Consider the following 25,688-nt stretch of genomic DNA (forward strand, 5'->3'; position numbering starts at 1 on the left):
TTCAGGGCTTTACCTTGACCTCGCGGATGGTGCCATCGCGATTATAACGCAGCGGTTCGATGGCGATGGAGCGCTTGTGATCACCGCCGCCGGGTAGCAGGTTGTCGTGATAGAAGAACCACGGCTTACCCTTGAAGGTGATAATCGCCTGATGGTTGGTCGAGATTTTCAGATAGTCGAAAATCACACCGCGATAGGTATAGGGCCCCATTGGCGTCTTTGAGGTGGCATAGACGATCTGCCCCGGCCAGCCTGTTGAAAAGCTGAAGTAATAGAGGCCCTTATGCTTGTGCAGGAAGGGGGCCTCGCCGTACTTCTTCTTGGGGTCATTTGCCGGAAAGCCCTCGATGACCAGATTTTCAATGGGGCCGGCCAGCGAGGTCATATCGGCATTGAGCTTGGCGATCTTGGGCACGCGCGTGCCAAAGGTCAGATAGGCCTGACCGTCATCGTCGATCAGCACCTGCGGGTCGATAGGCTCGTCCCCGGCATTGGCATCGCGCGCCTTGTCGATCAGGGCGTCGCTGCGCGCGTCCTTGAACGGTCCGGCCGGGCTGTCGGCCACGGCCACGCCAATCTTATCGCCGCCCACAGGGGCGTAGAAATAGTATTTGCCGTTGCGATAGGCGGCTTCGGGGGCCCAGGCCTTGGCATCGGGGCGCGCCCATTTGAAAACGGTGACGCTGAGAAACGACCCGTCGTCGCGCCAGGTTTTCAGGTCGTTTGAGGTGTAGAGCCGCCAGCTTGTCGAATCCCAGTATTTGCCGGAGTTGGAAGCATCGTCCGTGGCGTAGAGATAGACCTTGCCATTGAAGACGTGCGGCGACGGGTCGGCATTAAAGCGCGTGCTGATCGGCTCACCGGCAACGGCCTGCGTCGCTGAGAGCAGCAGGAGGGCGGTACTGAGTTTAAAGGTCATGGCGTCCTCTATCGCGAAGTAAAGGTGAGGGTGGCGGCGGTCAGGCCCTCGGCACGGGCCTCAAACGTGAAGCGTCCGCCGGTCCTGGTCGTCTGCACAATGGCCTGCGCATAGCCGTTGAACAAGCGGCGATAAGTGGCCTTGTCCGGTTCGTGGCTGTTGGGATTGCCGTTGCCAACGCCGATCAGGCGACCCGGACCGGTCAAAGCAAACTGGATCAGATCGTCAGCCGGCGGCACGGGCACACCAGCCTTGTCGACGGCGCTGACGCTGATCATGGCCACGTCCTGACCGTCGGCGCTCAGTTGCGTTCGGTCAGCGCTGAGGATCAGTCTATGGGGCGCACCGGCGGTCTTGCGCTCGGTCTTCATCACCACCTTGCCGCCCTTATAGCCATAGGCGGTGAGGGTGCCGGGCGTAAAAGGCACGGCCCATTCCAGATGCGAGTCGCGCCGCATCGTCTGACGGCCCAGTGACTGGCGATTGAGGAAGAGTTCAACCTCATCGCAGTTGGAATAGGCCCAGACTGAAACCGTCTCGCCTTCGGACCAGTTCCAGTGCGGCAACAGGTGCAGCACGGGTTCGTCCTGCCACCAGGCGCGGTAATAGTGATAGATGTCCTTGGGGAAGCCGCAACTGTCGAAGACGCCGAAATTGGAGGCGACCGACGGCCACCAGTTAAAGGGCGTCGGTTCGCCGCGATAGTCGAACCCGGTCCAGATGAAACCGCCCAGCAGGTAAGGCTTTGAATTATAGAGGCTCCACCAGCTTTCCGCCGTCGCGCCCCAATAGGGGTGTTCGGTGTCGTAGGAGGCCACGACCTGTTTTTTGGCGTTGGTCTTGTATTCGCCACGGGTGGACACCGCGCTGGCCGTTTCGGTGCCGATGATCGGCATGTCAGGGAAGCGCGCGCGGAAGGGCTCAATCTGGGCTTCGTGATAGTTGAAGCCGATGACGTCCAGCGCCGTCGTAATGCCGTCGCCAAAGCCCTTGTTCATGGCCGCATTGACCTTGCGCGTCGGGTCAAGCTCACGGATGCGCCGCGCCATGCTTCTGGCGACCTTCAGGCCGCGCGGCGTCATCTGCTGCGGTTCCTCATTGCCGATGGACCACAGGATGACGCTGGGGTGGTTACGGTCGCGGCGGATCAGGGCCTCAAGCTCGCTCAGGCCCTGACGGCTGGAGGTCATCTGCCGCACCTCATCAATGACCAGCAGGCCCAGTTCATCGCAGGCATCGAGCAGTTCCGGCGTCGGCGGATTGTGCGAGGTGCGATAGGCGTTGGAGCCCAGACTCTTAAGCTGTTTCAGACGCCACACCTGAAGCGCATCGGGAATGGCCGCGCCTACCCCGGCATGGTCCTGATGGTTGTTGGTGCCCTTGATCTTGACCGGTTTGCCATTGAGGAAGAAGCCTTCCCTGGCATCAAAACGCAGGTCGCGCAGACCGAAACGCAGCGTATAGAGATCGCGGGTTCCCTCCGTCGTCACCTCCACCCGCAGGGTGTAGAGGTAGGGGCTTTCGATGGACCACAGGCGCGGCTGTGGCAGGGTCAGGCGCATCTCGCGGGTCGCCGGGGATTGCGCGGTCAGCTTGACCGTCTGGCGCGTCGTGGCGACCGCTGTGCCATCCCTGTCCAGTGCTGTGACATCGAGCGTGGCGACGCGCGGCGTGTCGCTGCGGTTGACGAGATCGACCGTGGCTTCGACCGTGCCGTTGGTCTGCGGCCGCACAAACACACCCCATTGCGGCACGTGCACGGGGTCGGCCTTGACCAGCCACACATGGCGATAGATGCCGGCGCCTTCGTAGAACCAGCCTTCGCCGTAAGAGGCATCAACGCGCACCAGCAGCACATTGGGCGTGTCGTCCGTATTGATAAAATCTGTAATATCAACGCGGAAAGAGGTATAGCCGCTGTCGTGACGCTCAAGGACATAGCCGTTGAAGATGATGGTGGCGTCGCGGAACACGCCGTCGAACTCCAGCCACAGGCAGCGGCCCGCATCGGCCTTATCCAGTGTGATCAGGCGGCGATACCAGCCGACCGAGGTTTCCGGAAACTTGCGCCCGATGGGCTTGTAGCCGTGCGCCGCGGCGTAGTCCTCGTCGTCCTTATCCGCCGGGTTGCGGCGATAGTCTTCGTTATTGACGAAGGGCAGCTCGACCGCCCAGTCGTGCGGCAGGATGATGGACCGCCAGGTCGAATCGTCGTAATCGGCCGTGTCGGGCTTGGCACCGCTGCGGCCTTGCTTGGCGAGGGTGCGTTGATTGGCTCCGAAGCCGAAATCGCGCTCCAGATCTTCGGCATGGCCGAAATGAAAGCGCCAGCCGTCATCAAGGCGCAGACGCTGACGCGGGCTGTTTGGTGCCGGGGTGGCGGCGACGACCGGGGCCGCCAGAGTGCTGGCCATGCCGATAACGGGGAGGCTGGCCATTACGGTGCGTCGGTTGGGTGTCATCGGTCACGCAATCATAAAAGAGGCGCATCCTCTCAAAAGTCCGGAATTTGGAGAGGATGCGCCCAGTTGCCGAAGCCGGCACACGCTTTGTCCGGCGTTTCGGGGAGGACGATAAATCGGGTTAGACGAGGAGCTTGCCGGGCGAGGCCAGTCCATTGCTGGCCCCTCTGGCCAGCAGGATCGCCCCTTCGACGGCGTCCTGTTCCGGCTCGCTGAGGAGGGCGGCGTCGCGTGTCGAAAGCCAGGGGCGGATCGGCTCACCCAGACCGCCGACAAGCGCGATGCGTTTGGCCCCCAGATGGTGCAGGCGGCGCAGATAGAGCCCGATATCTTCGGCCACCGCGCGCACCAGAGCCGTGGCGACCAGATCACCCTTTTCGGCATAGGCCATGATGGTGGGGGCCATCGCGCCGTAATCACTGGGCGTGGCCGTGGTGACGAAGGCGATCACATCGGCGGGCTGCCCGCCAAAGGAGGCGATCATTTCGCGCGTGAAGTCGGTCGCCGGGGCGATCTTGTCAAAGCCGCGCAGCGCCGCCCGCAGCGCCGCCCGGCCAAGCCCCGCCGCCGAGCCGTCATCACCGACTTCGAAGCCCCAGCCGCCGATCCCGTGACCCACGCCGTCGCTGAGTATATAGCCCGCGCTGCCCGTGCCGCAGATCTGAATGGCCCCGTCCTTGCCCGAAAACGCCCCCAGACAGGCGGCGTGCGCGTCGCTGGCCACCGAGATCGCGCCGAAATCCGGCCCGGCATCGACGGTCACCTGCGCACTGGTGGCCGAGGTGACCCCGGCCAGCCCCAGCCCGATATGGATGTCGGGCAGGTCGGCATGGGTGAGCTGCGCCTGTGACAGGGCCTCATCGACGGCGGCCATGATGTTGCGCCATACAAGCCCCAGCCCTAGCCGGATATTGCCCGCCCCGCCAAAGCCTTCGCCCAGCACCTGACCGGCGCGGTTGCGCAGGCGCGCCCGACAGCGCGTGCCGCCGCCATCAACGCCGATATAGTAGAGGGGAGGGATGATGTCGCTCATGATAGTCACGCTTATAACAGAAACAGGACGGTCCGGTTATCCAGATCACAGTTTGATAATGAGGTGTTTGCGGTCCATCCACCAGCCCAGAGCCCAGCAGACCAGCATGTAACAGAGGGCGCAGGCCAGCACGCCCCACGAACCGGTCAGCGGCGTCTGGAACACGTGCAGGCCGATCAGGTCGTAAAGCCCATGGCCGTCGGCGTTTTTAAAGGTTTGCAGGACGGTGACCAGAAGTTCTGAGAACAGATAGATGACCAGCGGATTGCGCCCGAAAGTCTCAAAGAAGCCCAGACCCTCGCGTCGTTTGGCCAGATCGACATAGGCGATAATGCCGGACAGGATCAGGCAATCGAGCCCGATGGTCAGCACCGCAAAGGACGAGGTCCACAGGCGCTTGGAGAAGGGGAAGCCAAAATTCCACACCAGAGCCGCCGCGACCAGCGCCAGCCCGGCCCCGCTGAGGATCATTACGGTGCGCCGACGGTCCTCGCTGTCGAGGATCAGACGGCCACACAGATAGCCGGCCAGCACATTGACAATGGCGGGCAGGGTCGAGAGCAGGCCTTCGGGCTCATAGCCCTTTGCGCCACCTCGGTACATGTGATCGAGCCCCAGCACGAACTGGTCGATCTTCGCCCCCAGATTACCGGTCATGGTGAGCGCGTCGGCGGCGGGTGTGAAGGCGTAGAGCAGCCCCCAGTAACCGAACAGCAGCACCGCGCTCAGGATCATCAGACCGCGCACCGACAGATAGCGCGCCGCCAAAGACGCAAACAGGTAACAGAGCGCGATACGCTGAAGCACGCCCATGATGCGCGTATGGCCAATGTCGTTGAAGGCCCAGGCCCCGTCCGGCGTTTGATGCACGAAGGGGAACCAGTACATCAGATAGCCCAGCAGGAAGATCAGGGCTGAGCGTTTCAGCACCTTCAGCAGAAACTCTTTCTGCGGCAGAGGCTTGCGGAAGGCGAAGACCATCGAATTGCCGATGGCAAACAGAAACGACGGGAAGACCAGATCGGTCAGGGTAAAGCCAAACCACTGCGCGTGCTGAAGCTGCGCGAACGGCTCGGCCCCGGCGGGCGAGGTGTTGACCACGATCATGACGCAGACCGTCAGGCCGCGAAACACATCCAGGGCGGTGTAGCGGGCGGCACTCATGCCTTGGTCCCCAGTTGCGCCACCAGAGCGCGGGCGGCGTTGAGCGGCTGTTTCGGTGCATGGCGCTTGAAGGCGATATCCGCCCTGACCCACGCCTGCTCCCAGCCGATCAGGTCGCGGGTAAAGGCCTTCTGATCGAAGGGTGCGCCCCCGCTTGCCGAGGCGCGCAAGGCGGCCAGCAGCTTCATCCAGCGCGGCAGATAGAAGTCCTTATAGAGCCCCTGCCACGCCTTTGAGGCATAGTCGTTGAGATTGCCCTTACCACCCCAGACCGTCACCTGCGCCTTGGCATTCAGGACATAGTAGGCCTTTTCTTCGGGTGTATCGCCATAGGCGCGCGCTTCATCGATCCAACTCGCCAGCGTGTCGGGCTGCGTCCCCATCAGCGTGTCGATCTGCGTGACCAGCGCGCGGATTTCTTCGCGCAGGGCGTCGCCGGTTTTCACATCGCCGGCCTTATAGGCCTTCATGGCAGCGATCAGGCGGTCGTCGATCTCTTCGGAGACCAGATGGCGCACGGCATCAATCACGTCGTGGCGATAAAGCGCCGAGCCTTCAAAGCCTTTCAGCGACAGGAAGGCCGTGACGGCTGAGCGCAGCTTTTTACGGTCGCCCGGATGGCCTTCGAACTCGACCATATCCGCCGTCGGGCGTTTGCACAGGAGATAGGCGCCGGCCTTGCTGCGCCACCAGCGCGGCGTCCAGTAGCGCGTCGAAAACGCTGCCTCGACATAGGTGCTCCACGCGGCCACGAGCTCGGGCGTCACCTGACCATAGCGGCTTTTCAGATAGGTGCTGAGCCATTCGGCCACCGCCTGATCGGTCTGACCCCAGGCCAGATCATAGGCGTATTCATAGACGATCGAGTTGTTGTGCAGGCCTTCGGGGAACAGGCCGAACCCCTTCAGATTGCCCGTATCCTTGCGCGCCAGAAGGCCCCTGATGTCGTCGCGGTAGAAGCCGAGATCGCCATAGACGGGGTTGGACGCGCCGTAATTGTGCACATAGCCGTAAATCCAGGGCTTGCCCTGAAAGGCGTTGCTCGATTGCCAGACGCCGGGATAGCGGTCATTGCCGATATCGAGGATCATCAGCCTATCCTGCGGCACGTCGCGCAGGAAGGCCCCGATGGCGTCCGGCGTCCAGAAGTGCTTGTCAGCCCCGAACAGCCAGCCCTGCATGGTCCACACGGCGTCGGGCCGGGCCTGACGTATGGAATCATAGATGGCCTTACCATAGGCGGCGAGGCGCTCAGCCTTCACCGCCGGATCGACGACGGTCTCCGTTTCCTTCGTATTGGCGGTCGAGTCGCCGTACTTGGCGGCCTTGACGTCCGAACCGTCGTGCGAAATGGGCGGTAGCATCTCATTGAAGGAATCGGCCAGATAGTAGCGGCCTTCGCCATAGGTATCAGTGTAGAGCGCAATGAAACGTGCGGCGATCTTGGCAAACAGCGGATCGGCCGGATCGAGCCAGTAGGTTTCATGGAAGCCTTCCCATGGGCGCATGGGATAGATGCGCGCCTCGGGGTGCTTCTGCGCAAAGGCCTTGGGCACATAGCCACCAAAGGCCGGCAGGATGGGCGTCATGCCCAGCTCTTTCATGCGGCCCAGAATCTGCACCTGGAGTTTGTGCTTCTTCTCAATCCACGCCTGCGGCAAGGGGGCCAGATAGCCTTCGATATTGCCCATCCGGTGCCAGGGCGTGAAGGCGGGCCCGGAGAAGTAGTCAGCCAATTCGGCGTCGCTGAGACCCAGCTCGCGCCACAGGGCCTGCCAGACATATTCCTGCCCCTCCATGGCCAGCGGCATGTCGATGCCGTGCAACGCCATCCAGTCCAGTTCGCGCTCCCAGCGCGCCCAGTCCCAGAAGGGCGTCGTGTACCCAAAGGTGCACGTATTCATATAGACGCGGTGGGCGAACGGGCTCTCGACCTTTGCGCCCTTAGCGGTCGGTAGCCGCGCGGGCAGGGCGACGCGGTGGCCTTCCCAGCTCAGATTGGCCGCGCCTACGCTCTTGAGGTAGCTATAGGCCCCGTGCGTCAAAGCCACCGGTGAATTGCCTGAAATGGTCAGTCGCTCACCAGACGCCTGAGCTGAGTACCACGGTAAAGCGCCGGAGGTATCAAGCCTGAGTTGGATGCGCGCAGCGTCCTTGCCTAAAAGTCGTTTCAGGACGGCGCCGGCGGCGTTCGGGACGGCGGCCTCTGCCTGCCTGTAAAGGGCCGCGCCCACTACAAGTGTACATGATGACGTGATCAGGTGTCTTCGCGTGAGGTGGGTCATGAAACTCGGCATAACAGATTTCGAGAGGCGACTTATATCAAGGGTCATTGGAAATGACTCTTGGTACTCCGTTCGAGAATGTCTCATGTAGTTGATACATATGAGAAATTCTCGAATTTTCAACGGCCGGATGCGGTCAGCATCTTCGGCCGTTGGTATTATATCAGGAGCAACCCTGTTCCGCAGGATAGAAAAGCAGGTCCGGAGGAGACCGACGGTCTTTCCTCCGAACCTGTTGAACAGAAAGCCAGTTAAGGGGGAGGGCTTTCTGCGGGTAGAACATTTTTTTCAGGTTCTACATCTTGTAAGTGAAGGCAAGTTGATAACTTGGGCCAAACACGCCCGTTTCCTGCCACACGTTTTCATTGTTTTTGTAGGCTTCTTCCTTTTTATTGAAGATGTTTGACCCCGTCACAGTGAAGCTAACGTGCGGATTAAGCGTGTAGCCGACCGAGAAATCGACCTGCGTGCCAGCCTTGATCGTGTGACCTTCACGAGCGAAGAAGCTGTCAACGCTGGTTTGTTCATAGGCGCTGCGATAATTCGCAGAAACACGGGCGCTGATCTTTTCGTTTTCCCAGTAACCGGTCAGGTTGCCTGAGTACTTGGAAAGGTTGCGCAATGAGAAACCGGTGTTGGAGTATTTCGGATCAACATAGGTGTAGTTCGCCAGGAATCCAAAGCCATCAATAGGCAGAAGACCGTCGAGAGACTGCTGCCAGTTGATTTCTGCGCCGCGCAGCTTGATCACCGAGGGATCATTCTGAGTGACCTTGATCTCGTATTCCTTATTATTCGTCCCAATACAGTCATTGGTCGAGGCGTCGAGCCTGAGGCTTACGCCACCCCACGTCGCCGGGCATATCAGAGCGGTGTAGGTCCCGTTTTTTACGTCCTTGGCAAAGGCACCCAGGCTAAAGCCCGCGCTCTTGCTGTAATACCACTCCAGGCTGACATCGTAGTTATTGGCTGTCAGTGGTTTGAGATAGGGGCTGCCCTGATCAACAAACACCGTGGTAACGCCGGTTGAAGAATCTTTCACTTCAAACTGAGTGGTGTTCAGTTTGGAACTGGAGTCGAGGATCGGGCGCACAAGGGTTTTGGCCGCCGCTACCCGCAGAACCAGCCTGTCGGTCAGGTCGAAAACGACGTTCATGCTGGGCAGGGTGTTGTTGTACTTGAAGTTGCTGCGCAGCTCACCAATCTTGTTCTGGATGTCACAATCGCATCCGTCCGTGAGGTTCGATATCACAGTCTGATCCGTTGACTCATATCGAACACCAGCATTGGCGCGGAACGGGATGGGGCCCAGGTCTCCGGAGAACTCTGCAAGAGCGTAGGCCGAGTTGATGGTCCGTTCAAGCGAGTAAGAGCTTTGCGGATTATAGAGGGCCGGAACCGTTACGCCTGCGGCGGCCAGCTTTGCACGATAGGCGTCTACATCGGGTGTCAGCCAGGTATTCACGCCCGAAACGCCGCCATTGAGGAAGTTGGTCACCGTGGGCGTTTCGGTTGTATAGGGCGGGATGTATTTGAAGTTGTCGTCAAAGAAGTCCCGACGGGTGACATAGCGGTCAAACGTTTCTGTCTTGGTCTTGGCGCCGAACTTGAGGCTTTGCCATATGCCCATGTCGGCCTGATACTTCAGGTCGAGCTGAGCTGAACTGGAATCGGTGACCTGATGGTTTTGCGCACCGTTCGGATAGCTGGACCAGGTCAGGTTTGACAACACATACTGGCTGGGGCTGGCGGGGTTACCGGACACAGTGAACTTGATGTTGTCCGGGTCAGTTGTATCCAGTGTACCTGAAGCTTCGCTGGCCCCGGTGATGGCGGCCTCTTCGGTGAGATAGCCGTCGCCCTTGGTGTAGTGTAACGTGGCATTCAGCAGCCATTTGGGCGAGAGGCTCCAACGCGCATAGGCGGTGTAGGCCTCTGTGGACAGGTTGCGGACTTCCAGTTGCCGATTGTTGTCATAGCTGAAATTGGCGAGGTTCACGACCTTGGCTACGCCATCAGCGATGGTCACAGGCGTGATCGAGCTCTTGGCAAAGTTCCCAAAAACGAGCTGATTGACGTTGTATTTCGTCTCGTCCTTCGAATAGACCCCTGTAAAGCCGAGCTTCAGGTCGTCGGTTGCACGGTATTCGGCACCGAAATTGAACTGGGTCCGGTCAGATGTGCGGTCGATCCGGCGGTAACGGAACCGGCGCGGCAAAAGGGTGCCAGCCGGGGTTGCCACCGACCCCTTGAACTCGTTCGCGGCGCCTGACGCCGTGTACCAGCGGTCCATAAACAGATAGTCGGCGCGATCATCAAGTTGTTGATAATTCAGCCCGGCATAGATGCCGAGTTTGCCACCAAAATATTGATTGGCGTAGGTCAGGCCGGCGGCCGGATTGATCCCCGCATCGGCGAGGGTAGATTGCTGGGCCTTGGCCGAGAAAATCAGCTTTTCACCATTGATGTCGAGCGGTTTGGCCGTGGAAATGTCAATGGTGCCGGCAAGGCCGCCCATGTCCATATCAGCCGTAGGCGACTTGTAGACGTTCACCGCACTGGCCAGCTCCGTCTGGATGATGTCGAAACGGAAGCCGTCGATAAAGTTGGGGTTCGCAAAGTCCTGGCCGTTGATTGTCACCTTGGCATACTGCGGGCCAAGGCCACGCACGCTGATCGTAGCCCCGCGGCCGTTGACGTTTTGGATCTGAACGCCGGGAATGCGCTGAATGGCTTCGGCGATGTTGTCGCTCGGAAATTTGCCAAGGTCTTCTGCGGAAATACCATCCGAAACCCGGATGTCCCTGCGCTTTGCTTGCAAGGCGGTCGCCAGACTGGCCCGGAAGCCGCGAACGACGACTTCTTCGACCTGATCCTTGGCCGGTGCTTCCTGAGCAGAGGCCGATATGCCAATGGACAGGCTCATAAGAGACGTCGTTATTAATGCGAAACGTTTGAACGCCATATTCGATCCCCTGAATTCAGACGCGGTGGTGCATTGAGTGACGGGAGGTCACACCCAATACGAAAATTGTGTGGGAGCGCAGACGCCTTGGTGTCGTGCAGTTGCCTGATGTGCCTGTGCCAAGAGTGACTATGCTCTGATAAATTGGCCTGTCAATTTAAACTTCATAAAGCCGTTATTTTTTGTTGGCCAATGTTTCACATTTCTTTTGTTTTGGCGAGGGGGTTAATTTTAAATTATTGAAAATATTAACAAAATATCATTACTTAGTGGTAAACCAATTTTGAGGATTGTCAAAAACTGTTGCGATTTTGCCGCGCTCGGAGTGCCCGCAGCGTGTTAGTAGCGGCTTTATTGCTTATTTTTTGTATTGGTTCGCCAATCTTTTTGAAGACATGGTCTGACAAATTCCTGTTGACGATTTTTTCTGCATCACGGAAAGGGGGGCTTGCCCTGACTCTAAGGTGGGTGGCGGTGAGGCTGGAAGTTCAGTCGGAAGGGCTCCCCATTGAGCACGTGAGTTTAGGTCCGGTGCCAGTGAGGCCAGGTCATCGGGTAGTGTGTCCGATCAAATGCGCGCGGGCGCATTGACCCGGCGGTCAAGTGCGGGCTATCCAAGACGTTCAACAGCCGTGCGGCGGAACGTGATGTCAAACGAAGAGATGGCCTCGGAGGCGCTACGCACCCAGCGCGATCTGCGGGCGTATCAGGTTATCGGGCAATCCCTGCTGCAACGTATCCGCTCCGGTGAGTTCCATGCCACGGGCAAACTGCCGACCGAGCGCGAACTGGCCGAGGTCTATAGCGTCGGCCGCGCGGTCATCCGTGACGCGCTGGTGATGCTCGAAGTCAAGGGTCTGGTGCAATCGCGTCAGGGATCAGGCATCTACATCACCAAAACCGCCTATGCCGAGGGTTGGCCTGAGCGCAAGGAGGAGTTTGCCGACCGGCCTTTGAGTGAAGCCCCGGCGCCGAAATGGCTCGACATCCTGCACGCCCAGCAATGCCTGGAAAGCCATATTGCCAAGCAGGCGACGCTGGCGGGCACCGACGGCCTGCGGCTGGAGGATATGGTCGAGCGTTTGCACCTAACGCTCTCCATGCCGGAATTGAACCACCTGAGTGTTCAGTGGCACAGCGCTCTGGCGCAGGCGTCGCGCAACACAGAACTGATGTGGCTGTCGCAACAGATGTGGGAACGCCGGGCTCAGGCTTCAGCGGCGCATCTGGCGAACGATTCACCCCCTTTCGTGACCCTGCGTAATCTGTGCGTTGGCGACCACAAACGGACGCTGGAGGCGGTCAGAAAAGGCGATAGCGACCGCGCCTATTACGCCATGTGGCACCACTTTGAGAACTTGAAGACCTTGTACAAGTCCGAAACCATCGCGCTGAGTTCGCAGCGCTGACGCAATTGGCCGGTCAATCAAAGCCAATGAACCTTGTTGACTAATAAAACTTACAGCCCTTTTTTTGTTCCTTTTGTGGGTCTGAACGCTCAAAATTTTTATATTGGTTGGCCAATAAAATGTGTATGGTCTGAGTGGCGAGCGCAATACCTTCACCACGGCAGACCGCAAGAATTTGAGAGCCCAGATGAACCCCAAAGTGGCATCCCGACACAGCCGTGAAGGTCTCCCCGACACAGAGCCGGCGGCCGCCGAAGAGACGTGGAGCGAGAAAGACCTTCGCGCCTATCAGGTGATCGGCAAGTCGCTGCTGGAGCGCATCCGTTCCGGAGAATTCCGCAGTAGCGGCAAACTGCCGACCGAACGTGATCTGGCGGAAATCTATGGGGTAGGGCGCGCGGTCATCCGCGATGCGCTGGTTATGCTCGAAGTCAAGGGCGCGGTGCAATCGCGTCAGGGCTCTGGCATCTACATCATGCCGCAGGCCTATGCGCAGGGCGTCAATGTCGAGGCGCCCGATGGTTTTGCGACGGGCGAACTGGCGGTGGCCCAGCTTAACCCCCAGCATCTGATTGACGCGCATCAATGGCTGGATTGTCAAATCGCGCGCATCACGGCTGCCCGCCACAGCGAAGACGACATGGCGGCCATGGAGAAGGCCTTGCAGATGCTGGTCAATACCAGTGCAGATGAGGAATACGAGCCGCGCAACCACCAGTTCCACCGTCAGATCGCGCAGGCCACGCACAATTACGAATTTGTCTTCATGTCGGAACAGGCCTGGCAGCGGCGTCAGCAAAGCCCGGCGCTGCGCAATCTGAGCGTTCTCCTGTACGGTGACCGCTTCCGCAGCGTGGTATTTGCCGACCATCAGCGCACGCTCGACTTCCTGCATCGCGGCGACGGAGACGGGGCCTTCTATTCGATGTGGCACCACTACGAAAATTTGAAGACGGCCCTGACCTTAAGCGAGTCATTGCCCGCCATTCAGCGCTGAGTCTTCGGTTGCAAACAGGACTTGCGACCGGCAAAAACAATGTTCGGATTATTTTTCACAGGCGATGTCGAATCCGCCTGCCTTTGCGCGTCAGTCAGCCGAAGATGTATGGGTCTTCGTTTCTGGTCGAGCCTGAGACGGCCACCGTCCGACAAGGGCTGACCTTTTCAGACAAGTGGGGCGTCTAATCGAGGCCGCAAGCGCCTATGATCTGACCACTGGTCTTTCGGATGACGCGGCGGTGCGTCAGTATCTGATCGGACGTAAGGCGGGTGTTACCAACAGAGATTCGCGAAAACCTTTCAGCGGGTTTTGCTGTATACATCATGTCTCAGACCGCATTCGGAGAGGATCATAACCATGACGGACACCGTTCTGGTCACGGGTATAGGTGGCTTTATCGCCAAGCATCTGACGGCGCAGCTTCTGGCCGCGGGCTATGCTGTGCGTGGCACAGTGCGTAGCCCGTCACGCGCCGAAGAGGTGCGGCTGGCCATGCAGGCGCACGGTCTTTCGACCGAGCGCCTGAGCTTCGTCACGCTCGATCTGGAAAGCGACGAGGGTTGGGAAGAGACGGCTCGCGATTGCCGCTTTGTGCACCATGTGGCCGCACCCTTTCCGCTGGTGCAGCCCGCTGATCGTGAGGCACTCGTGCCCGCCGCGCGCGATGGTGCCTTGCGCGTGCTGAAGGCGGCCGCAGGGGCCGAGCGCATCCTCATGACCTCTTCAATCGCCGCCATGATGTATGCGCCGCGCGCTGAAAGCCGCTTTACCTTCGGCCCCCAAGACTGGTCCGATCCCGAATGGTCGCCGAACACCCCCTATGTCGTCGCCAAGACGCGCGCCGAGCGGGCGGCCTGGGCTTACATGGACGAAATCGGTCGCCGCGAGGCGCTGACCGCCATCAATCCTGGTCTCGTGCTGGGCCCGCCGCTGGATGCGCACTGGGGGACGTCGCTCGACGTTGTGTCGATGCTCATTCAGGGTAAGTACCCGGCGGTGCCGCCTGTGGCCTTTCCCATCGTCGATGTGCGTGATGTCGCGGCCTTGCACGTCAAGGCCATGACCGCGCCGGTCGGCGGGCAGCGTCTGCTGGCCGCGGCGGATACGCTCTCGCTGTCCGAAATGGGTCATCTGTTGCGCACTATCCTGCCGCAGAACGCCAGACGCATCCCAACGCAACAATTGCCACTTGCCCTGACGCGCTTTTTGTCACTGTTCGACAAATCGCTCGCTACGCTCAAGCCCGATCTGGGCCGCTATCCCGTGGCCGACAGTCGCCTGACCACGGAGCTGACCGGCCTTTCGCTCCGTCCCGCCGCAGAGGCGGTGAAGGCAGCGGCCTTGGCCTTGTATCTTTAACGAAGGACAGGCTGTTTCAGTAAATAGAAGAAGGGCAGGGCGACGAGGGTGTGGATAGCTCGGAGCCAAGCCCATGACTCTCTCCAGAATTGTCAGTGCCAAAGGCGGCATGCTAGAGCGGGATGATTTTAAATGGAAGCATCATCCCGCTCTAAATTTTTGTTTTATCGTGATATTTTTGTCGAAAATCGCTCACACTTTTCGACATAACGCTCTAGGTGTCTGCGGCGAGCACGGCATCGCGCACCGCCTGACCAAGATTAAACACCCGTGGACGAATGGACAGGTCGAACGCATGAACCGCACCATCAAGGAGGCCACCGTCAAACGCTATCATTATGACAGCCACGATCAGTTCAAGACCCACCTGACTGACTTCATCAACGCCTACAATTTCGCCAAGCGCCTCAAGACACTCAAAGGCCTCACTCCCTATGAATACATCTGCAAACGATGGACAATCGAACCCGAAACGTTCAGACTCGACCCAAGCCATCAATCACCGGGACTAAACAGCTAAATCCGATCTCCGTTCCCATAATATTTATTATGCGTATTTCATATGTAGCCGCCATTTAGTAATGTCGCACTCGTGCCAGTTAGAGATGGCACCCTCCTGCAAGGTTGTGGGAGGCCCTCTAAATGGTGCTACATATCATGAGCGACAAAGAACTTTCGCGGCTCGAAGTTCTGCGTGATCTATCGGCTGGACGGCTCACGGTTTCAGCAGCGGCTGAACTTATAGGACTGAAGCGCGGTCAGCCCAGCAATCGCAAGACGCCACACGATGTGCGGCTGGCTGTTATGGATGTCGTCAGGGCCAACTATGCGGTTTTTGGGCCGACATTCGCATTTGAGAAGTTACATGAACTGCACGATATCAGCGTTTCGCGTGAGACGCTGCGCGCCTGGATGGTCGAGGATGGCCTGTGGTAGCCTCGCAAAAAGCGCCGCGGCCGTGTCCATCAACCCCGATATCGTCGTGACTGCGTCGGCGAACTGATCCAGATCGACGGCTCGGATCACCGCTGGTTTGAGGGCCGCGGCCCGAAGTGCACCCTGCTCGTCTTCATCGATGACGCCACCAACCGATTGATGCATTTGCAGTTCGTCCAAGGTTTAACAATAAGTTGTTTGTGTTTCCGTTAGCGGGTTGACATATGAAAGGTGACCGCGAACCGGCGGTTTTACCAAACTCAATCCTGTGTGTCGTTTGAATGCCCGCCTCCCGATCTGCGTCAGCCCCCGCCCCCATACCTAATTTTTTGTCGCGCTTGAGTGCCGCCCGCAGCAATCTGGGGCCCAGTGCCCGGCTGGTGGCTGACTATATCCTGCAGAATGCCGGCACCGTTGTGGGAATGTCCGTAACGGAACTTGCGGAAAAGACGGGGGTGAGCGAGGGTACGGTGATCAACCTGTGTCAGCAGTTGGGGGCCAAAGGGTTTCAGCAGCTCAAACTCTCGCTGGCGCAAGAACTGGTGCAACCGGTGCATTTCATTCACGAGGACCTTGAGCCCACGGATGATATCGAAACCACTTGCCGTAAAATCTTTCATTCCGGCGCTCAGGCGCTAAGCGATACCCTCTCGGTGCTGGACCCCGTTGCCATGGCGGAGGCTGTGCGCCTCATGACGCAGGCCAAACGCATCGAAGTGTATGGTATCGGCTCGTCGGCACCTGTGGCCGAAGACGCCAATTATCGCCTGTTACGTATCGGGCTGGAGTCAAAGGTGGTCATCGACTCGCACGTTCAGGCCATCAGTGCGTCACGAACCGGCCCCGACGTAGCGGTTCTGACCATCTCGCATTCGGGCGCCACCCATGAGACCCTGACCTCAACGCGTCTGGCGCATGAGGCCGGGGCCAGGACCATCGTCATAACCAACTTCACCCGCTCGCCCATCTTTGCGCACGCGGATGTCCGCCTTCTGACCATGGCGCGCGAAACCCTGTTTCGAACCGAAGCCATGACCAGTCGTATAGCCCAGCTTTGTGTCGTCGATGCGCTGATTGCTGCTCTTGCGCTGAATGATTTTAACCGCGCCAGTCAGACGCTTCAGGAAACCTTCGACGTCCTGTCACTCAAGCGGTTCTGACGGCCTCTGTCCGCACTTTGAGACAAGTTCATTTTTAATGAATTTTTGGTTGAGTTTTTTTCATCAATTCGTCACGGATTTGCCGCTGAGGATTAACAATCAGTGAATACTTCCCTGTGTCACGCGGTCCGCCTCCCGACCGCCTGACCTACTGGGGACAATTCGATGAAACGCCATTTTTTTAGCGCGGGCACAAGCGTGCTCGCCTTGCTGGCCGCTGGCACAGCCATGGCCGCTGGCCCGGCCGATACGGGTAAAGACGCGCCGGCTGATCAGACCGTTCAGGAAATCACCGTCAAAGGTGAAAAGAACCGCACGTCGTTATTGGCCAAAGAGGCCGAGGCCTATGGCACCGAAGTTCAGGTGGTCGGCGCAAAGGCCATTGAGGACTCTGGCGCGATCAACCTCGCCGAAGCCATGCAGTTCCTCGTCAAGGGCGTCAACATCGGCTATTCGCCGGATGAGGGCGAATTTACCATCCGCCTTGATGGCGGCGGCGACCGCGATACCCTGGTCGCAATCGACGGCGTGCCCACCTATGACCGCGGCCCGGCCCTCGAAAACATCTGGGGCGCGACGGCCATCGACCCGCACATGATCGACCGTATCGAGGTCTATCGCGGCGGCAACAGCCTCTATTTTGGCTCCAATGGCGGCATTGGGGTGGTCAATGTGATCACCAAAAAGCCCGATGGGTCAAAGAAAGGTGAATTTGGCGTCTCTTACGGCTCGTTCGAAACGCGGGAGATCTGGGGCAACTATGCCTTCCCGCTCGATAAAGACGGCAAGCACAGCCTGATGGTCTACGGCACCATGCTGGCCACCGACAGCCCGCGCATCTTCGATCCTGAAAAATTCACCGATAACGTCAAGCTGTCGGGCGGGGTTCAGGACTACCCCTATAACCGCAACAATATCGGCGCGAAATATCTTTGGAAGATCGACGACAATACCGAATTCCGCGCCAATGCCATCTATGTCGAAAGCTGGTTCCAGGACCCGTTCCCGTCGGGCGAGTCCTACTCTCCGAACACGCTGCGCTATCCGATCCTCGACGCCGCCTTCACCAAGCGCGTTTCAGACAAACTTTTGTTCGAGGCCTCGGCCTATTACTCCAATCCGAAGCTGTGGAACGCGGAACTCTACCCCGAAATCTGCCGTATCGCTGCGGGATGTGTTGATCCGAACAACCCGTCAAGAACAATACCGCGCGGCGACTGGACCGGTGCCGTTGAACCCGCCTTCGCTCACGGTTTCGGGACGACCAACCAGTTCAAATCGGGTTACAAGGAAATGGGGGCCACTGTGCGGGCCACCTGGCAGGCGCACCGCCTGCTCGAAGTGATCGGCGGGTTGCAGTACGTAACCTATAAGGACGACTCTTCGGAAGCGTTCGCCACCCCGAACAATGATTTTGCGACCACGGGCGTCTTTGTGGACCTGCACCCGAAACTGGCCTTCAGCCCGGATACCAACCTCTCGCTGGCCGTGCGCACGGACTTCTCTGACGCTTTTGACTCCAAAACCATCTGGAAGTTCGGTCTGCGTCAGCCGGTCTTCGGTTCGGGCTACATCCGGGCCAATGGCGGCACCTCCTACTCGTTGCCGCAAACCAACGAGCTCTACCAGAACAATCCGCGTCCGCCCGGCGCAACCAGCCCGGTCTTCACCGTCGGTAACCCGGACCTCCTGCCCGAAGAGACGAAGACCTTTGCGGCCGCCATGGGCTATAGCCGCACCTTCGGGGATGTCTCCGTTGCCGGTGAACTGGGTGGGTTCCATACTGAAATCACCAATCGCATCACCACGACCTCGGGTCTGACGCCGAATGTGTATTTCAACTCATCGGCCATCACCGAAATCAAGGGGGCGACCGCCTCGCTCGACATGAGCGTCGGCAATCAATGGGATATGAACTTCGCCTATACCAGCACCGATGCATCGGAAACGTCGGGTTCGCGTAAAGGCCTGCAACTGGCTGAAACGCCGTCCTGGTTCTCGACGGCATCGGTGAACTGGACGTCGCAAAACCGTCGCTGGAAATTCCTGGCACTGGCCCGCATTCAGGGTTCGGAATGGGCGCGCGGCGGTCCGGCCATTGCCGGCACAACCAAGCCCGCCGTCAACGGCCGGGGTCAGGACACCGGGGTTCCGAAGTTCAGCCACAACTTCGGCAACTACACGGTTGTCAACGCCTCCGTCACCTACCTGGCGGGTGAACAGCTTCAGCACCGCTTCCAACTGCGCATCGTCAACCTGTTCGATGAGTATTACGCAGAGCGCTACGGCTACGGCAACAACTTCTACGGCTCGGCGTTTAACCGCGGTGAGTACACCAATACCGATGACCGTTACTTCTATGGTTATCCGTTTGAAGGCAAGCCGCGCAGCTTCTACGCGACTTTTGCCACCTCGTTCTGATGCGCCTCACCCCTTCCTCCCTTTGGGAGGGAGGGGTTTTCTGAACAGATGTGACCGACCCTTCCTGCCTTCGGTCCCCTCCCTGTTTCCATCCGGACGCGCCCCCGACGCCATCTTTAGAGCGAAAAACGCTCTAGCCTCCTATCGAAAGCCCGTACCATGTTTTCGCGCCGTTTGTTCCTGACGTCGGCTTCGGCCGCCCTCTGGGTGCCTGCCTCCGCGCGGGCCTCCGCCTATCCCTTCACTCTGGGGGTGGCTTCCGGCTCACCGCGTGAAGACGGGATGGTGCTGTGGACCCGGCTTGCGCCAGAACCGTTGAAGGGCGGCGGCATGAGCGGCCCCGCTGAGGTTCGCTGGCGCCTGTGCGCAGACGAAGGCATGACGAAGGTGGTCCGTCAGGGCGTGGTGATGACCGGTGACGACGTCGGCCACAGTGTCCATATCGTCCTCAGTGCTCTTCAATCGGGCCGCGACTACTTTTATCAGTTTCACTACGCTGATGCCGACAGCCCGATCGGCCGCACCCGCACGACCTCGCGCACGGCCCCGACGGCGAAACTCGCCCACGCCAGTTGCCAGAGCTACGAGAGCGGATACTTCACCGCCTACAAGGATATGGCCGAATGGATGCCAGATTGCGTCATCCATGTCGGCGACTACATCTATGAAGGCGGCATCGGCACCCTCGGCACCCGGATGCGGGACATCGGAAAAGGGCGTCGTCAGGCGTTTGAAACCGTCCGGCTGCACAACAGCGCCGAAATCGTCACCCTTTGGGATTATCGCAACCGCTACGCCCTCTACAAGATGGACCCCCATCTTCAGGCCGCCCATGCCGCCGCGCCGTGGATCGTGGCGATGGACGATCATGAGGTGGACAACAACTGGGCGGGCGACACGCCGCAAGACCCCTATGCCCAGACGCCTCTTGAATTCCGCGTGCGTAAGCTGGCGGCGTTTCAGGCCTACTGGGAGCACATGCCGATTGAAAAGCCACCGGTACTTGAGGGGTTAAAAAGCACCCTTCAGATGTACGGTCGTTATCGCTTCGGCCCGGCCGAAGTGAACCTTCTCGACACCCGGCAGTTTCGCGACGATCAGGCCTGCGGCGACAATCGCAAACCCCCGTGTACAGCCTTGCTCGATGCGAAACGCACCCTCACCGGCGCGGCGCAGGAAGACTGGCTACTTAAGGGCATTGATCGGTGTGAGGCCCCGTTCACCGTTCTGGCTTCGCAGACCTGGTTTGGCTCTTTCCGTTATAACCATACCCCCGACGCGCCTGAACGCAATCTCGATCAGTGGGATGGCTACCCGGTTCAGCGCCAGCGGCTGATCGATGCGCTGGCCGCGGGCAAGGCCCGCCCGATCGTTGTGTCCGGCGATTGGCATTGTTCAGCGGTGATGAGCCTGCACCGCGATCCTTATGAGGCCAAAACGCCGCGCATCGGTCATGAATTTGCCGGCACCTCCATCGCCTCGGCCTGCCCGTGGGCGAGAGACATGCAGGATGCCCTGTCGCATAACCCGCATGTCCACCACTATAACGGCGATCAGCGTGGCTATGTGCGCCACACCGTCACGCCGGACAACTGGGCCGCAGACTATCGCATAGTGGCTGACGTTGGCATCGAAACCAGCCCTGTGCGAACCGACATCACCTTCCATACAAAGGAGGCCTGAAATGGCCACTGATCGCCGTTCCTTTTTGCGTCTGATGGGCGCAGGCGTGGCCACAAGCGCCCTGTATCCGGAAATTGCCGCCGCTCTCGACATTCCGGCAAAGCGGGTTTCGGGGACCCTTCAGGATGTGAAGCACATCGTCATCCTGATGCAGGAAAATCGCTCCTTCGACCACTATTTCGGCACCCTGAAAGGCGTGCGCGGTTTCGGTGATCGACACCCCGTGCCCATGCCGGCCGGACCTGTATGGCAGCAATCGGACGGACAAAACCTCATTGCGCCCTTCCATCTCGATACGAAAACGACCAACGCCATCGCCGTGCCGGGCACACCGCATTCCTTTGCGGATTCACAGGCAGCCTGGAATCAGGGCCGCTTCGGTTACTGGCCGAAGTTCAAAAACCCCTATTCCATGGGCTACTACAAACGGTCAGACATACCGTTCCAGTTCGCCCTGGCCGAGGCCTTTACGATCTGTGACGCCTATCATTGCTCCATTACAACCGGTACGGACCCGAATCGTATCGTCTTCTGGTCAGGCTCCAACCATGACCCGCAGCTTCGGGCAAAGGGCATCAACGCCACAGAAGCGAATTCAGAACCCAACAATCTGCGTTGCTGGATCAAGGGGGCGCTGCCTGAGCCTGGATATACCTATCAGGGGACGGCGTTTGACTGGCCTACCATCCCGGACGTGCTTGAACAGGCGGGGGTCTCGTGGCGCATCTATCAGGATCCGAACGATAACTGGACCGGTGCCATGCACGGCGGCCTCGCCTTCCGCAGTTTCCGCGAGTGCAAGCCGGGAGACCCCCTCTATGAAAAGGGCATGGCGCACTGGTCGCTGGAGCAATTCGCCGAAGACGCCCGGCAAGGGACACTCCCGGCGGTCTCCTGGATCTTACCGCCCAAGGACTGGTCAGAGCATCCCTCAGCCTCTACGCCGCTTCAGGGCGCGGAGTTTACCGCCGGCATTCTCAAAGCCCTGACCGCCAATCCGGAGACCTGGAGCCAGTCGGTCTTCTTTCAGACCTTTGATGAAAACGACGGCCTGTTTGACCATGCCCCTCCGCCGGCTCCGCCGTCGTACCGGGCTGACGGAACGCTGGCCGGCAAATCCACCCTGCCGCTGGAAGGCTTCTATTTTTCGGACCCGGATGGCAAGTATCGCGATCCGCGCGACACGGTATCCGGCAGCCTACGGCCCTGGGGGCTTGGCCCCCGCGTGCCCATGTACGTAGTATCGCCGTGGTCAAAGGGCGGGTTTGTCGCCTCCGAAGTCTTTGACCATACCTCGGTCGGTCAGTTCATCGAAAAGCGTTTCGGCGTCGTGGTGCCTGCGATCAGCCCCTGGCATCGCGCCGTGTGTGGCGATCTGACGTCGTGCTTCGACTTCGATACCCCCAATGACCCGACCTTTCCGCCTCTGCCAGACAGTTCCAACTCTGAGCGCGAGGTTTTGAGACAAATTCATCGCAAGGCGATCACGCCGCCGAGCGTGCCCCAGCCTTTGCAACAGGAGTCGGGGGCACGACCCTCGCGTCCACTGCCCTACAGGCCAGAGGTCACGGCCCGGGTGGGTGGCACAGACCTGACGCTTGATTTGCGCAATTCCGGAACAAGGGGTCTGGTCCTGCACGTCTATGACCGGCTGAACCTCGACCTCATTCCGCGCCGTTACACGATCGAAGCTGGGAAGCACCTGTCTGACGTCTGGTCGGTAAAGGATAAGGCCTATGACCTCTGGGTTTCAGGTCCGAACGGCTTTCTACGCATTTTTGCCGGGCAATCGGACTTTGCTGCCGAAACGGCACTTGAAACCCGCAGAAATACCCTTGTCCTCACGCTGAAAAATCACGCAAAAACACTTCAAAAACTCACTATGGATCAAAGCGTTTACGGCGGACCTGTGCAGACGGTGTCACTGGATGCGGGCAAGACACAGAGCGTCACACTCGACACAGGCGCCAGCGGCGGCTGGTACGATGTCACGGTTTCAGCGGAGGGCTTCCTCCGGCGCTACGCGGGTCGTCTGGAGAGCGGGCACGCGTCGATCAGCGATCCGGCGGTTTAAGGGGTTCTGAAGACACGCAGCGTTCAGGGCGTAGTAAAATGCTGCCCCAACAAAAAAAGACGGACTATCTGACTCGTGCGTTAGAGCGAAATGACTTTAAGAGGAATCGCCATTTCGCTCTAAATTTTTGTTTTGTCGCGATGTTTTGTCTAAAACTGCTCACGCTTTTCGACATATCGCTCTAGTGATTTACAGCTTCGCCAGCCGGCCGCCATCCACGACCATGGAGGTGCCGGTGATAAAGCGGGCTTCATCGCTGAGCAGGAAGGCCACCGCTGCGGCAACGTCTTCGGGCTGGCCGATGTCGGCCGGATCAATGACCTCGGCCCCGGACTTGATATTCGGACTTTCGCGCAGCATGGGCGTGTCAATCGCCCCCGGCAAGACCGCATTGGCGCGGATACCCTTGGGCTTGCCTTCGATAGAGGCGGTGCGCGCCAGAGACGACAGGGCCGCTTTGGCCGCCGCATAGGGTGCCACGAGAGGCGAGGTCTGATGCGTGTGGATACTGCCGACGAAAACGAGCGCGCCCCCTCGGTTCATTGTCGAAAAAGCACGCTGCGTCAGATGGGCGGCAGCAAAGAAGTTGATGGCCATCAGTCGCTGCCAGTCGTCGCCGGTCAGGTCGTCAAGCGCCTTATAGATCATCGCCCCCGCGACATTGACCACGCCATCGACATAGCCAAACCGGCCGCAGGTTGCGTCATAGGCGGCCTGCAAGGCCGCTTCGTCCGACACATCGCACGGCAAGGCCAGCGCCCCCAACTCTGTGGCCACGCTCTCAAGCGCAAACGCATTACGGTCGATCAGCGCCAGGTGCGCCCCCTGTCCGGCCAGATACTGCGCCGTGGCCAGACCGATACCGCTGGCCGCCCCCGTGATCAAGATGGTCTTGCCCGAAAAGCGCATCACCATTCCCTCACAAAACCGTCCGGGCCACGCCACACCGGATTACGCCAGGGCGGGCAATCGCGGCTCAGGCGGCGGACCTTGTCTTCATTAACCTCGACCCCCAGACCCGGCCCGTTTAAGGCGGCGACCATGCCATCCTTTACGTCATAGATTTCAGGGTTGCTCATATAGCTCAGCAGGTCGTGGCCGCCGGTATTGTAGTGGATGCCCAGCGACATTTCCTGAATGACAAAGTTGGGCGTGGATAGCGCCACCTGCATACAGGCGGCCAACGCGATCGGCCCCAGCGGGCAATGCGGGGCGATGGCCACGTCGTAGGCTTCGGCCATGGCCGCCATGCGCCGCACCTCGGAAATGCCGCCGGCATGGCTGAGGTCGGGCTGGAGGATATCGACTGACGCCGCTTGCAGAAACGGCTTGATGTCCCAGCGGCTGTACAGCCGTTCCCCCAGCGCAATCGGGATGGTGGTCAGTTTTGACAACTGTTCGATGGCTTCCGGATGCTCACTGAGCAAAGGCTCCTCGATAAACAGAGGCCGCAGAGGCTCCAGCGCACGCGCCAGTTGCTTGGCCATCGGCTTGTGGACCCGTCCATGGAAATCCAGCCCGGCGTCCATGCCCTCAGCCTTGACCGCTTCGAGGCGGCCAACCGTAGCATCCAGTGACCGGGGGCTATCGAGCCAGCCCATGTCTTCGGTGCCGTTCATCTTGACGCAGGTAAAGCCCTGCGCTTTGCGCACGCGCGCCGCTTCGACAACATCTGACGGACGATCCCCACCGATCCAGGCATAGACGGGTACGAAATCGCGCACGCGGCCACCCAACAATTGATAGACCGGCACGTTCAACGCCTTACCTTTCAGGTCCCACAGTGCCTGATCGAGACCTGACAAGGCCGACATCAGCACCGGTCCGCCGCGATAAAAACCCAGCCGATAGGCGGTTTGCCAGACGTCTTCGATGCGCTCAGGGTCTGAACCGATAAAGCGGTCGCGCAAGGAGGCAAAGGCCCCTTCCACCGCTTCGGTATGGCCTTCCAGCGACGCTTCGCCCCAGCCGATGCGGCCATCTTCGGTTTCAACGCGCACAAACAGCCAGCGCGGCGGCACGGGAAATGTTTCGATTTTGGTGATAGGCGATGTGAGCATGGACATTTAGACAGGCGCAGAGGGTTGAACGGTGATTTGGCTCGTGACCAGTTGCTGCGCGCCTTCGAGCAGCCATTGCATGGTCTCGCGTGCGCGAACGGTGTCGCCGTCACATATGGCATCGGCAACGCGGCCATGGTCGGGCGCACTGGCCTGACGGCCCTGAATACGGTTGGTGTAGCGGATGCTGATGGCCAGCGCCGTGGCGATCATGACGCGCATCTGCTTGAAAAAGCGATTGCCGCTGGCGTTGAGTACGGCGATATGGAAGGCAATATCAGCCGTGAGACCGTCATCCTCGCCTCGTTCGGCGGCGTACATCCGTTCGATGGCACTGCGAATGGCGGTCTTTTGCGCCGGGCTGGCATAGCGAGCTGCCAGAGCCGCCGCCGCTGGTTCGACCGCCAGACGCATTTCCAGAAAATCGAGCAGCAGCTCAGGCGACTGACTGCGCTCCAGAAGCCAGTTCAGCACATCCGGATCAAACAGGTTCCAGTCATCCTCAGGTGCAATGCGTATACCCTGCCGCCGGCGCGAGGTGATCAGCCCCTTGGCCGCCAGCATCTTGACCGCCTCACGCACGATGGTGCGCGCCGCATCAAATTGCAGGCATAGCGCCTTTTCGGTGGGAAAGGCCTTATCTGCGTACTGCCCGGTCACAATTGCTACACCGAGAGCCTGCACGATCGACTGTGTGGCATTGAAGTGCACCGCCAGCCCCATACGGAGAAAGGAGTCTGTGTCTGCGGTCACCATAG

At 59.5% G+C, this 25,688-nt stretch carries 16 protein-coding genes and 2 pseudogenes; 9 read left to right on the forward strand and 9 right to left on the reverse strand.

The genetic code is table 11. From position 1 onward, the window contains the following. Window position 1 precedes the first annotated feature (1 nt). From EM6_RS16180 to EM6_RS16205, 6 genes are all read right to left on the reverse strand, one after another. On the reverse strand, window positions 2-919 hold the full coding sequence (locus tag EM6_RS16180; protein ID WP_126424191.1) for a family 43 glycosylhydrolase: 918 nt from the start codon (window positions 917-919) through the stop codon (window positions 2-4). An 8-nt stretch (window positions 920-927) separates the two neighbouring features. After that, a complete protein-coding gene (gene galA / locus EM6_RS16185) occupies window positions 928-3,357 on the reverse strand; it encodes a beta-galactosidase GalA (RefSeq protein WP_126424192.1) in 2,430 nt (809 codons plus the stop codon). Window positions 3,358-3,502: 145 nt separating this feature from the next. Further along, window positions 3,503-4,414, reverse strand: coding sequence for a BadF/BadG/BcrA/BcrD ATPase family protein (locus tag EM6_RS16190; protein WP_126424193.1), 912 nt, complete (start codon window positions 4,412-4,414; stop codon window positions 3,503-3,505). A gap of 45 nt (window positions 4,415-4,459) precedes the next feature. Next, the gene (locus EM6_RS16195) at window positions 4,460-5,578 is read right to left on the reverse strand and encodes an acyltransferase family protein (RefSeq protein WP_126424194.1); all 1,119 of its coding nucleotides are present in this window, start codon (window positions 5,576-5,578) and stop codon (window positions 4,460-4,462) included. Next, window positions 5,575-7,875 carry an alpha-N-acetylglucosaminidase gene (locus EM6_RS16200; RefSeq protein ID WP_420000747.1) on the reverse strand — a complete coding sequence of 767 codons (2,301 nt, stop codon included), beginning with the start codon at window positions 7,873-7,875 and terminating at the stop codon, window positions 5,575-5,577. The genes EM6_RS16195 and EM6_RS16200 overlap by 4 nt, the downstream gene beginning before the upstream one ends. Before the next feature lie 283 nt (window positions 7,876-8,158). Beyond that, window positions 8,159-10,828 (reverse strand): TonB-dependent receptor, encoded by a 2,670-nt coding sequence (locus tag EM6_RS16205; protein WP_126424195.1) that lies wholly within the window; start codon window positions 10,826-10,828, stop codon window positions 8,159-8,161. A 647-nt stretch (window positions 10,829-11,475) separates the two neighbouring features. Here EM6_RS16205 and EM6_RS16210 point away from each other — a divergent pair. The 9 genes and pseudogenes from EM6_RS16210 to EM6_RS16255 all read left to right on the forward strand — a co-directional run bounded on the left by EM6_RS16210 (window position 11,476) and on the right by EM6_RS16255 (window position 22,870). After that, a complete protein-coding gene (locus EM6_RS16210; RefSeq protein WP_126424196.1) occupies window positions 11,476-12,237 on the forward strand; it encodes a FadR/GntR family transcriptional regulator in 762 nt (253 codons plus the stop codon). Window positions 12,238-12,424: 187 nt separating this feature from the next. Then, window positions 12,425-13,234: a FadR/GntR family transcriptional regulator gene (locus EM6_RS16215; RefSeq protein ID WP_126424197.1), complete on the forward strand. Its 810-nt coding sequence runs from the start codon at window positions 12,425-12,427 to the stop codon at window positions 13,232-13,234. A 360-nt stretch (window positions 13,235-13,594) separates the two neighbouring features. After that, window positions 13,595-14,596 (forward strand): NAD-dependent epimerase/dehydratase family protein, encoded by a 1,002-nt coding sequence (locus EM6_RS16225; RefSeq protein WP_126424198.1) that lies wholly within the window; start codon window positions 13,595-13,597, stop codon window positions 14,594-14,596. A gap of 220 nt (window positions 14,597-14,816) precedes the next feature. Further along, window positions 14,817-15,116 (forward strand): annotated as a pseudogene (locus tag EM6_RS16230) (integrase core domain-containing protein); the annotation flags it as partial. Between the two features lie 122 nt (window positions 15,117-15,238). Further along, window positions 15,239-15,709 (forward strand): annotated as a pseudogene (locus EM6_RS17615) (ISNCY family transposase); the annotation flags it as partial. A gap of 104 nt (window positions 15,710-15,813) precedes the next feature. Beyond that, on the forward strand, window positions 15,814-16,692 hold the full coding sequence (locus EM6_RS16240; protein WP_126424199.1) for a MurR/RpiR family transcriptional regulator: 879 nt from the start codon (window positions 15,814-15,816) through the stop codon (window positions 16,690-16,692). Between the two features lie 165 nt (window positions 16,693-16,857). Then, the gene (locus EM6_RS16245) at window positions 16,858-19,113 is read left to right on the forward strand and encodes a TonB-dependent receptor plug domain-containing protein (protein ID WP_126424200.1); all 2,256 of its coding nucleotides are present in this window, start codon (window positions 16,858-16,860) and stop codon (window positions 19,111-19,113) included. 159 nt (window positions 19,114-19,272) lie between these two features. Beyond that, window positions 19,273-20,796 carry an alkaline phosphatase D family protein gene (locus tag EM6_RS16250; protein WP_126424201.1) on the forward strand — a complete coding sequence of 508 codons (1,524 nt, stop codon included), beginning with the start codon at window positions 19,273-19,275 and terminating at the stop codon, window positions 20,794-20,796. Between the two features lies 1 nt (window position 20,797). Next, entirely contained in the window at window positions 20,798-22,870 is a 2,073-nt protein-coding gene (locus tag EM6_RS16255) for a phosphocholine-specific phospholipase C (RefSeq protein WP_126424202.1), read from the forward strand. A 189-nt stretch (window positions 22,871-23,059) separates the two neighbouring features. Here EM6_RS16255 and EM6_RS16260 read toward each other — a convergent pair whose 3' ends face one another. From EM6_RS16260 to EM6_RS16270, 3 genes are read right to left on the reverse strand one after another with little or no spacing between them, the layout of a single operon-like run. Beyond that, window positions 23,060-23,779: an SDR family NAD(P)-dependent oxidoreductase gene (locus tag EM6_RS16260; protein WP_126424203.1), complete on the reverse strand. Its 720-nt coding sequence runs from the start codon at window positions 23,777-23,779 to the stop codon at window positions 23,060-23,062. Beyond that, entirely contained in the window at window positions 23,779-24,930 is a 1,152-nt protein-coding gene (dgoD, locus tag EM6_RS16265) for a galactonate dehydratase (protein WP_126424204.1), read from the reverse strand. The genes EM6_RS16260 and dgoD overlap by 1 nt, the downstream gene beginning before the upstream one ends. 6 nt (window positions 24,931-24,936) lie before the next feature. Continuing rightward, a complete protein-coding gene (locus tag EM6_RS16270) occupies window positions 24,937-25,686 on the reverse strand; it encodes a FadR/GntR family transcriptional regulator (RefSeq protein WP_126424205.1) in 750 nt (249 codons plus the stop codon). Window positions 25,687-25,688: the final 2 nt, after the last annotated feature.

Origin of the sequence: Asticcacaulis excentricus (assembly GCF_003966695.1) — a bacterium.
Classification (GTDB): Bacteria; Pseudomonadota; Alphaproteobacteria; order Caulobacterales; family Caulobacteraceae; genus Asticcacaulis; species Asticcacaulis excentricus_A.

Excerpts from the sequence above, each read along its gene's own strand:
- EM6_RS16180 (WP_126424191.1), bottom strand. The coding sequence starts at position 919 with ATGACCTTTAAACTCAGTACCGCCCTCCTGCTGCTCTCAGCGACGCAG.
- galA (WP_126424192.1), bottom strand. The coding sequence starts at position 3,357 with ATGGCCAGCCTCCCCGTTATCGGCATGGCCAGCACTCTGGCGGCCCCG.
- EM6_RS16190 (WP_126424193.1), bottom strand. The coding sequence starts at position 4,414 with ATGAGCGACATCATCCCTCCCCTCTACTATATCGGCGTTGATGGCGGC.
- EM6_RS16195 (WP_126424194.1), bottom strand. The coding sequence starts at position 5,578 with ATGAGTGCCGCCCGCTACACCGCCCTGGATGTGTTTCGCGGCCTGACG.
- EM6_RS16200 (WP_420000747.1), bottom strand. The coding sequence starts at position 7,875 with ATGCCGAGTTTCATGACCCACCTCACGCGAAGACACCTGATCACGTCA.
- EM6_RS16205 (WP_126424195.1), bottom strand. The coding sequence starts at position 10,828 with ATGGCGTTCAAACGTTTCGCATTAATAACGACGTCTCTTATGAGCCTG.
- EM6_RS16210 (WP_126424196.1), top strand. The coding sequence starts at position 11,476 with ATGTCAAACGAAGAGATGGCCTCGGAGGCGCTACGCACCCAGCGCGAT.
- EM6_RS16215 (WP_126424197.1), top strand. The coding sequence starts at position 12,425 with ATGAACCCCAAAGTGGCATCCCGACACAGCCGTGAAGGTCTCCCCGAC.
- EM6_RS16225 (WP_126424198.1), top strand. The coding sequence starts at position 13,595 with ATGACGGACACCGTTCTGGTCACGGGTATAGGTGGCTTTATCGCCAAG.
- EM6_RS16240 (WP_126424199.1), top strand. The coding sequence starts at position 15,814 with ATGCCCGCCTCCCGATCTGCGTCAGCCCCCGCCCCCATACCTAATTTT.
- EM6_RS16245 (WP_126424200.1), top strand. The coding sequence starts at position 16,858 with ATGAAACGCCATTTTTTTAGCGCGGGCACAAGCGTGCTCGCCTTGCTG.
- EM6_RS16250 (WP_126424201.1), top strand. The coding sequence starts at position 19,273 with ATGTTTTCGCGCCGTTTGTTCCTGACGTCGGCTTCGGCCGCCCTCTGG.
- EM6_RS16255 (WP_126424202.1), top strand. The coding sequence starts at position 20,798 with ATGGCCACTGATCGCCGTTCCTTTTTGCGTCTGATGGGCGCAGGCGTG.
- EM6_RS16260 (WP_126424203.1), bottom strand. The coding sequence starts at position 23,779 with ATGCGCTTTTCGGGCAAGACCATCTTGATCACGGGGGCGGCCAGCGGT.
- dgoD (WP_126424204.1), bottom strand. The coding sequence starts at position 24,930 with ATGCTCACATCGCCTATCACCAAAATCGAAACATTTCCCGTGCCGCCG.
- EM6_RS16270 (WP_126424205.1), bottom strand. The coding sequence starts at position 25,686 with ATGGTGACCGCAGACACAGACTCCTTTCTCCGTATGGGGCTGGCGGTG.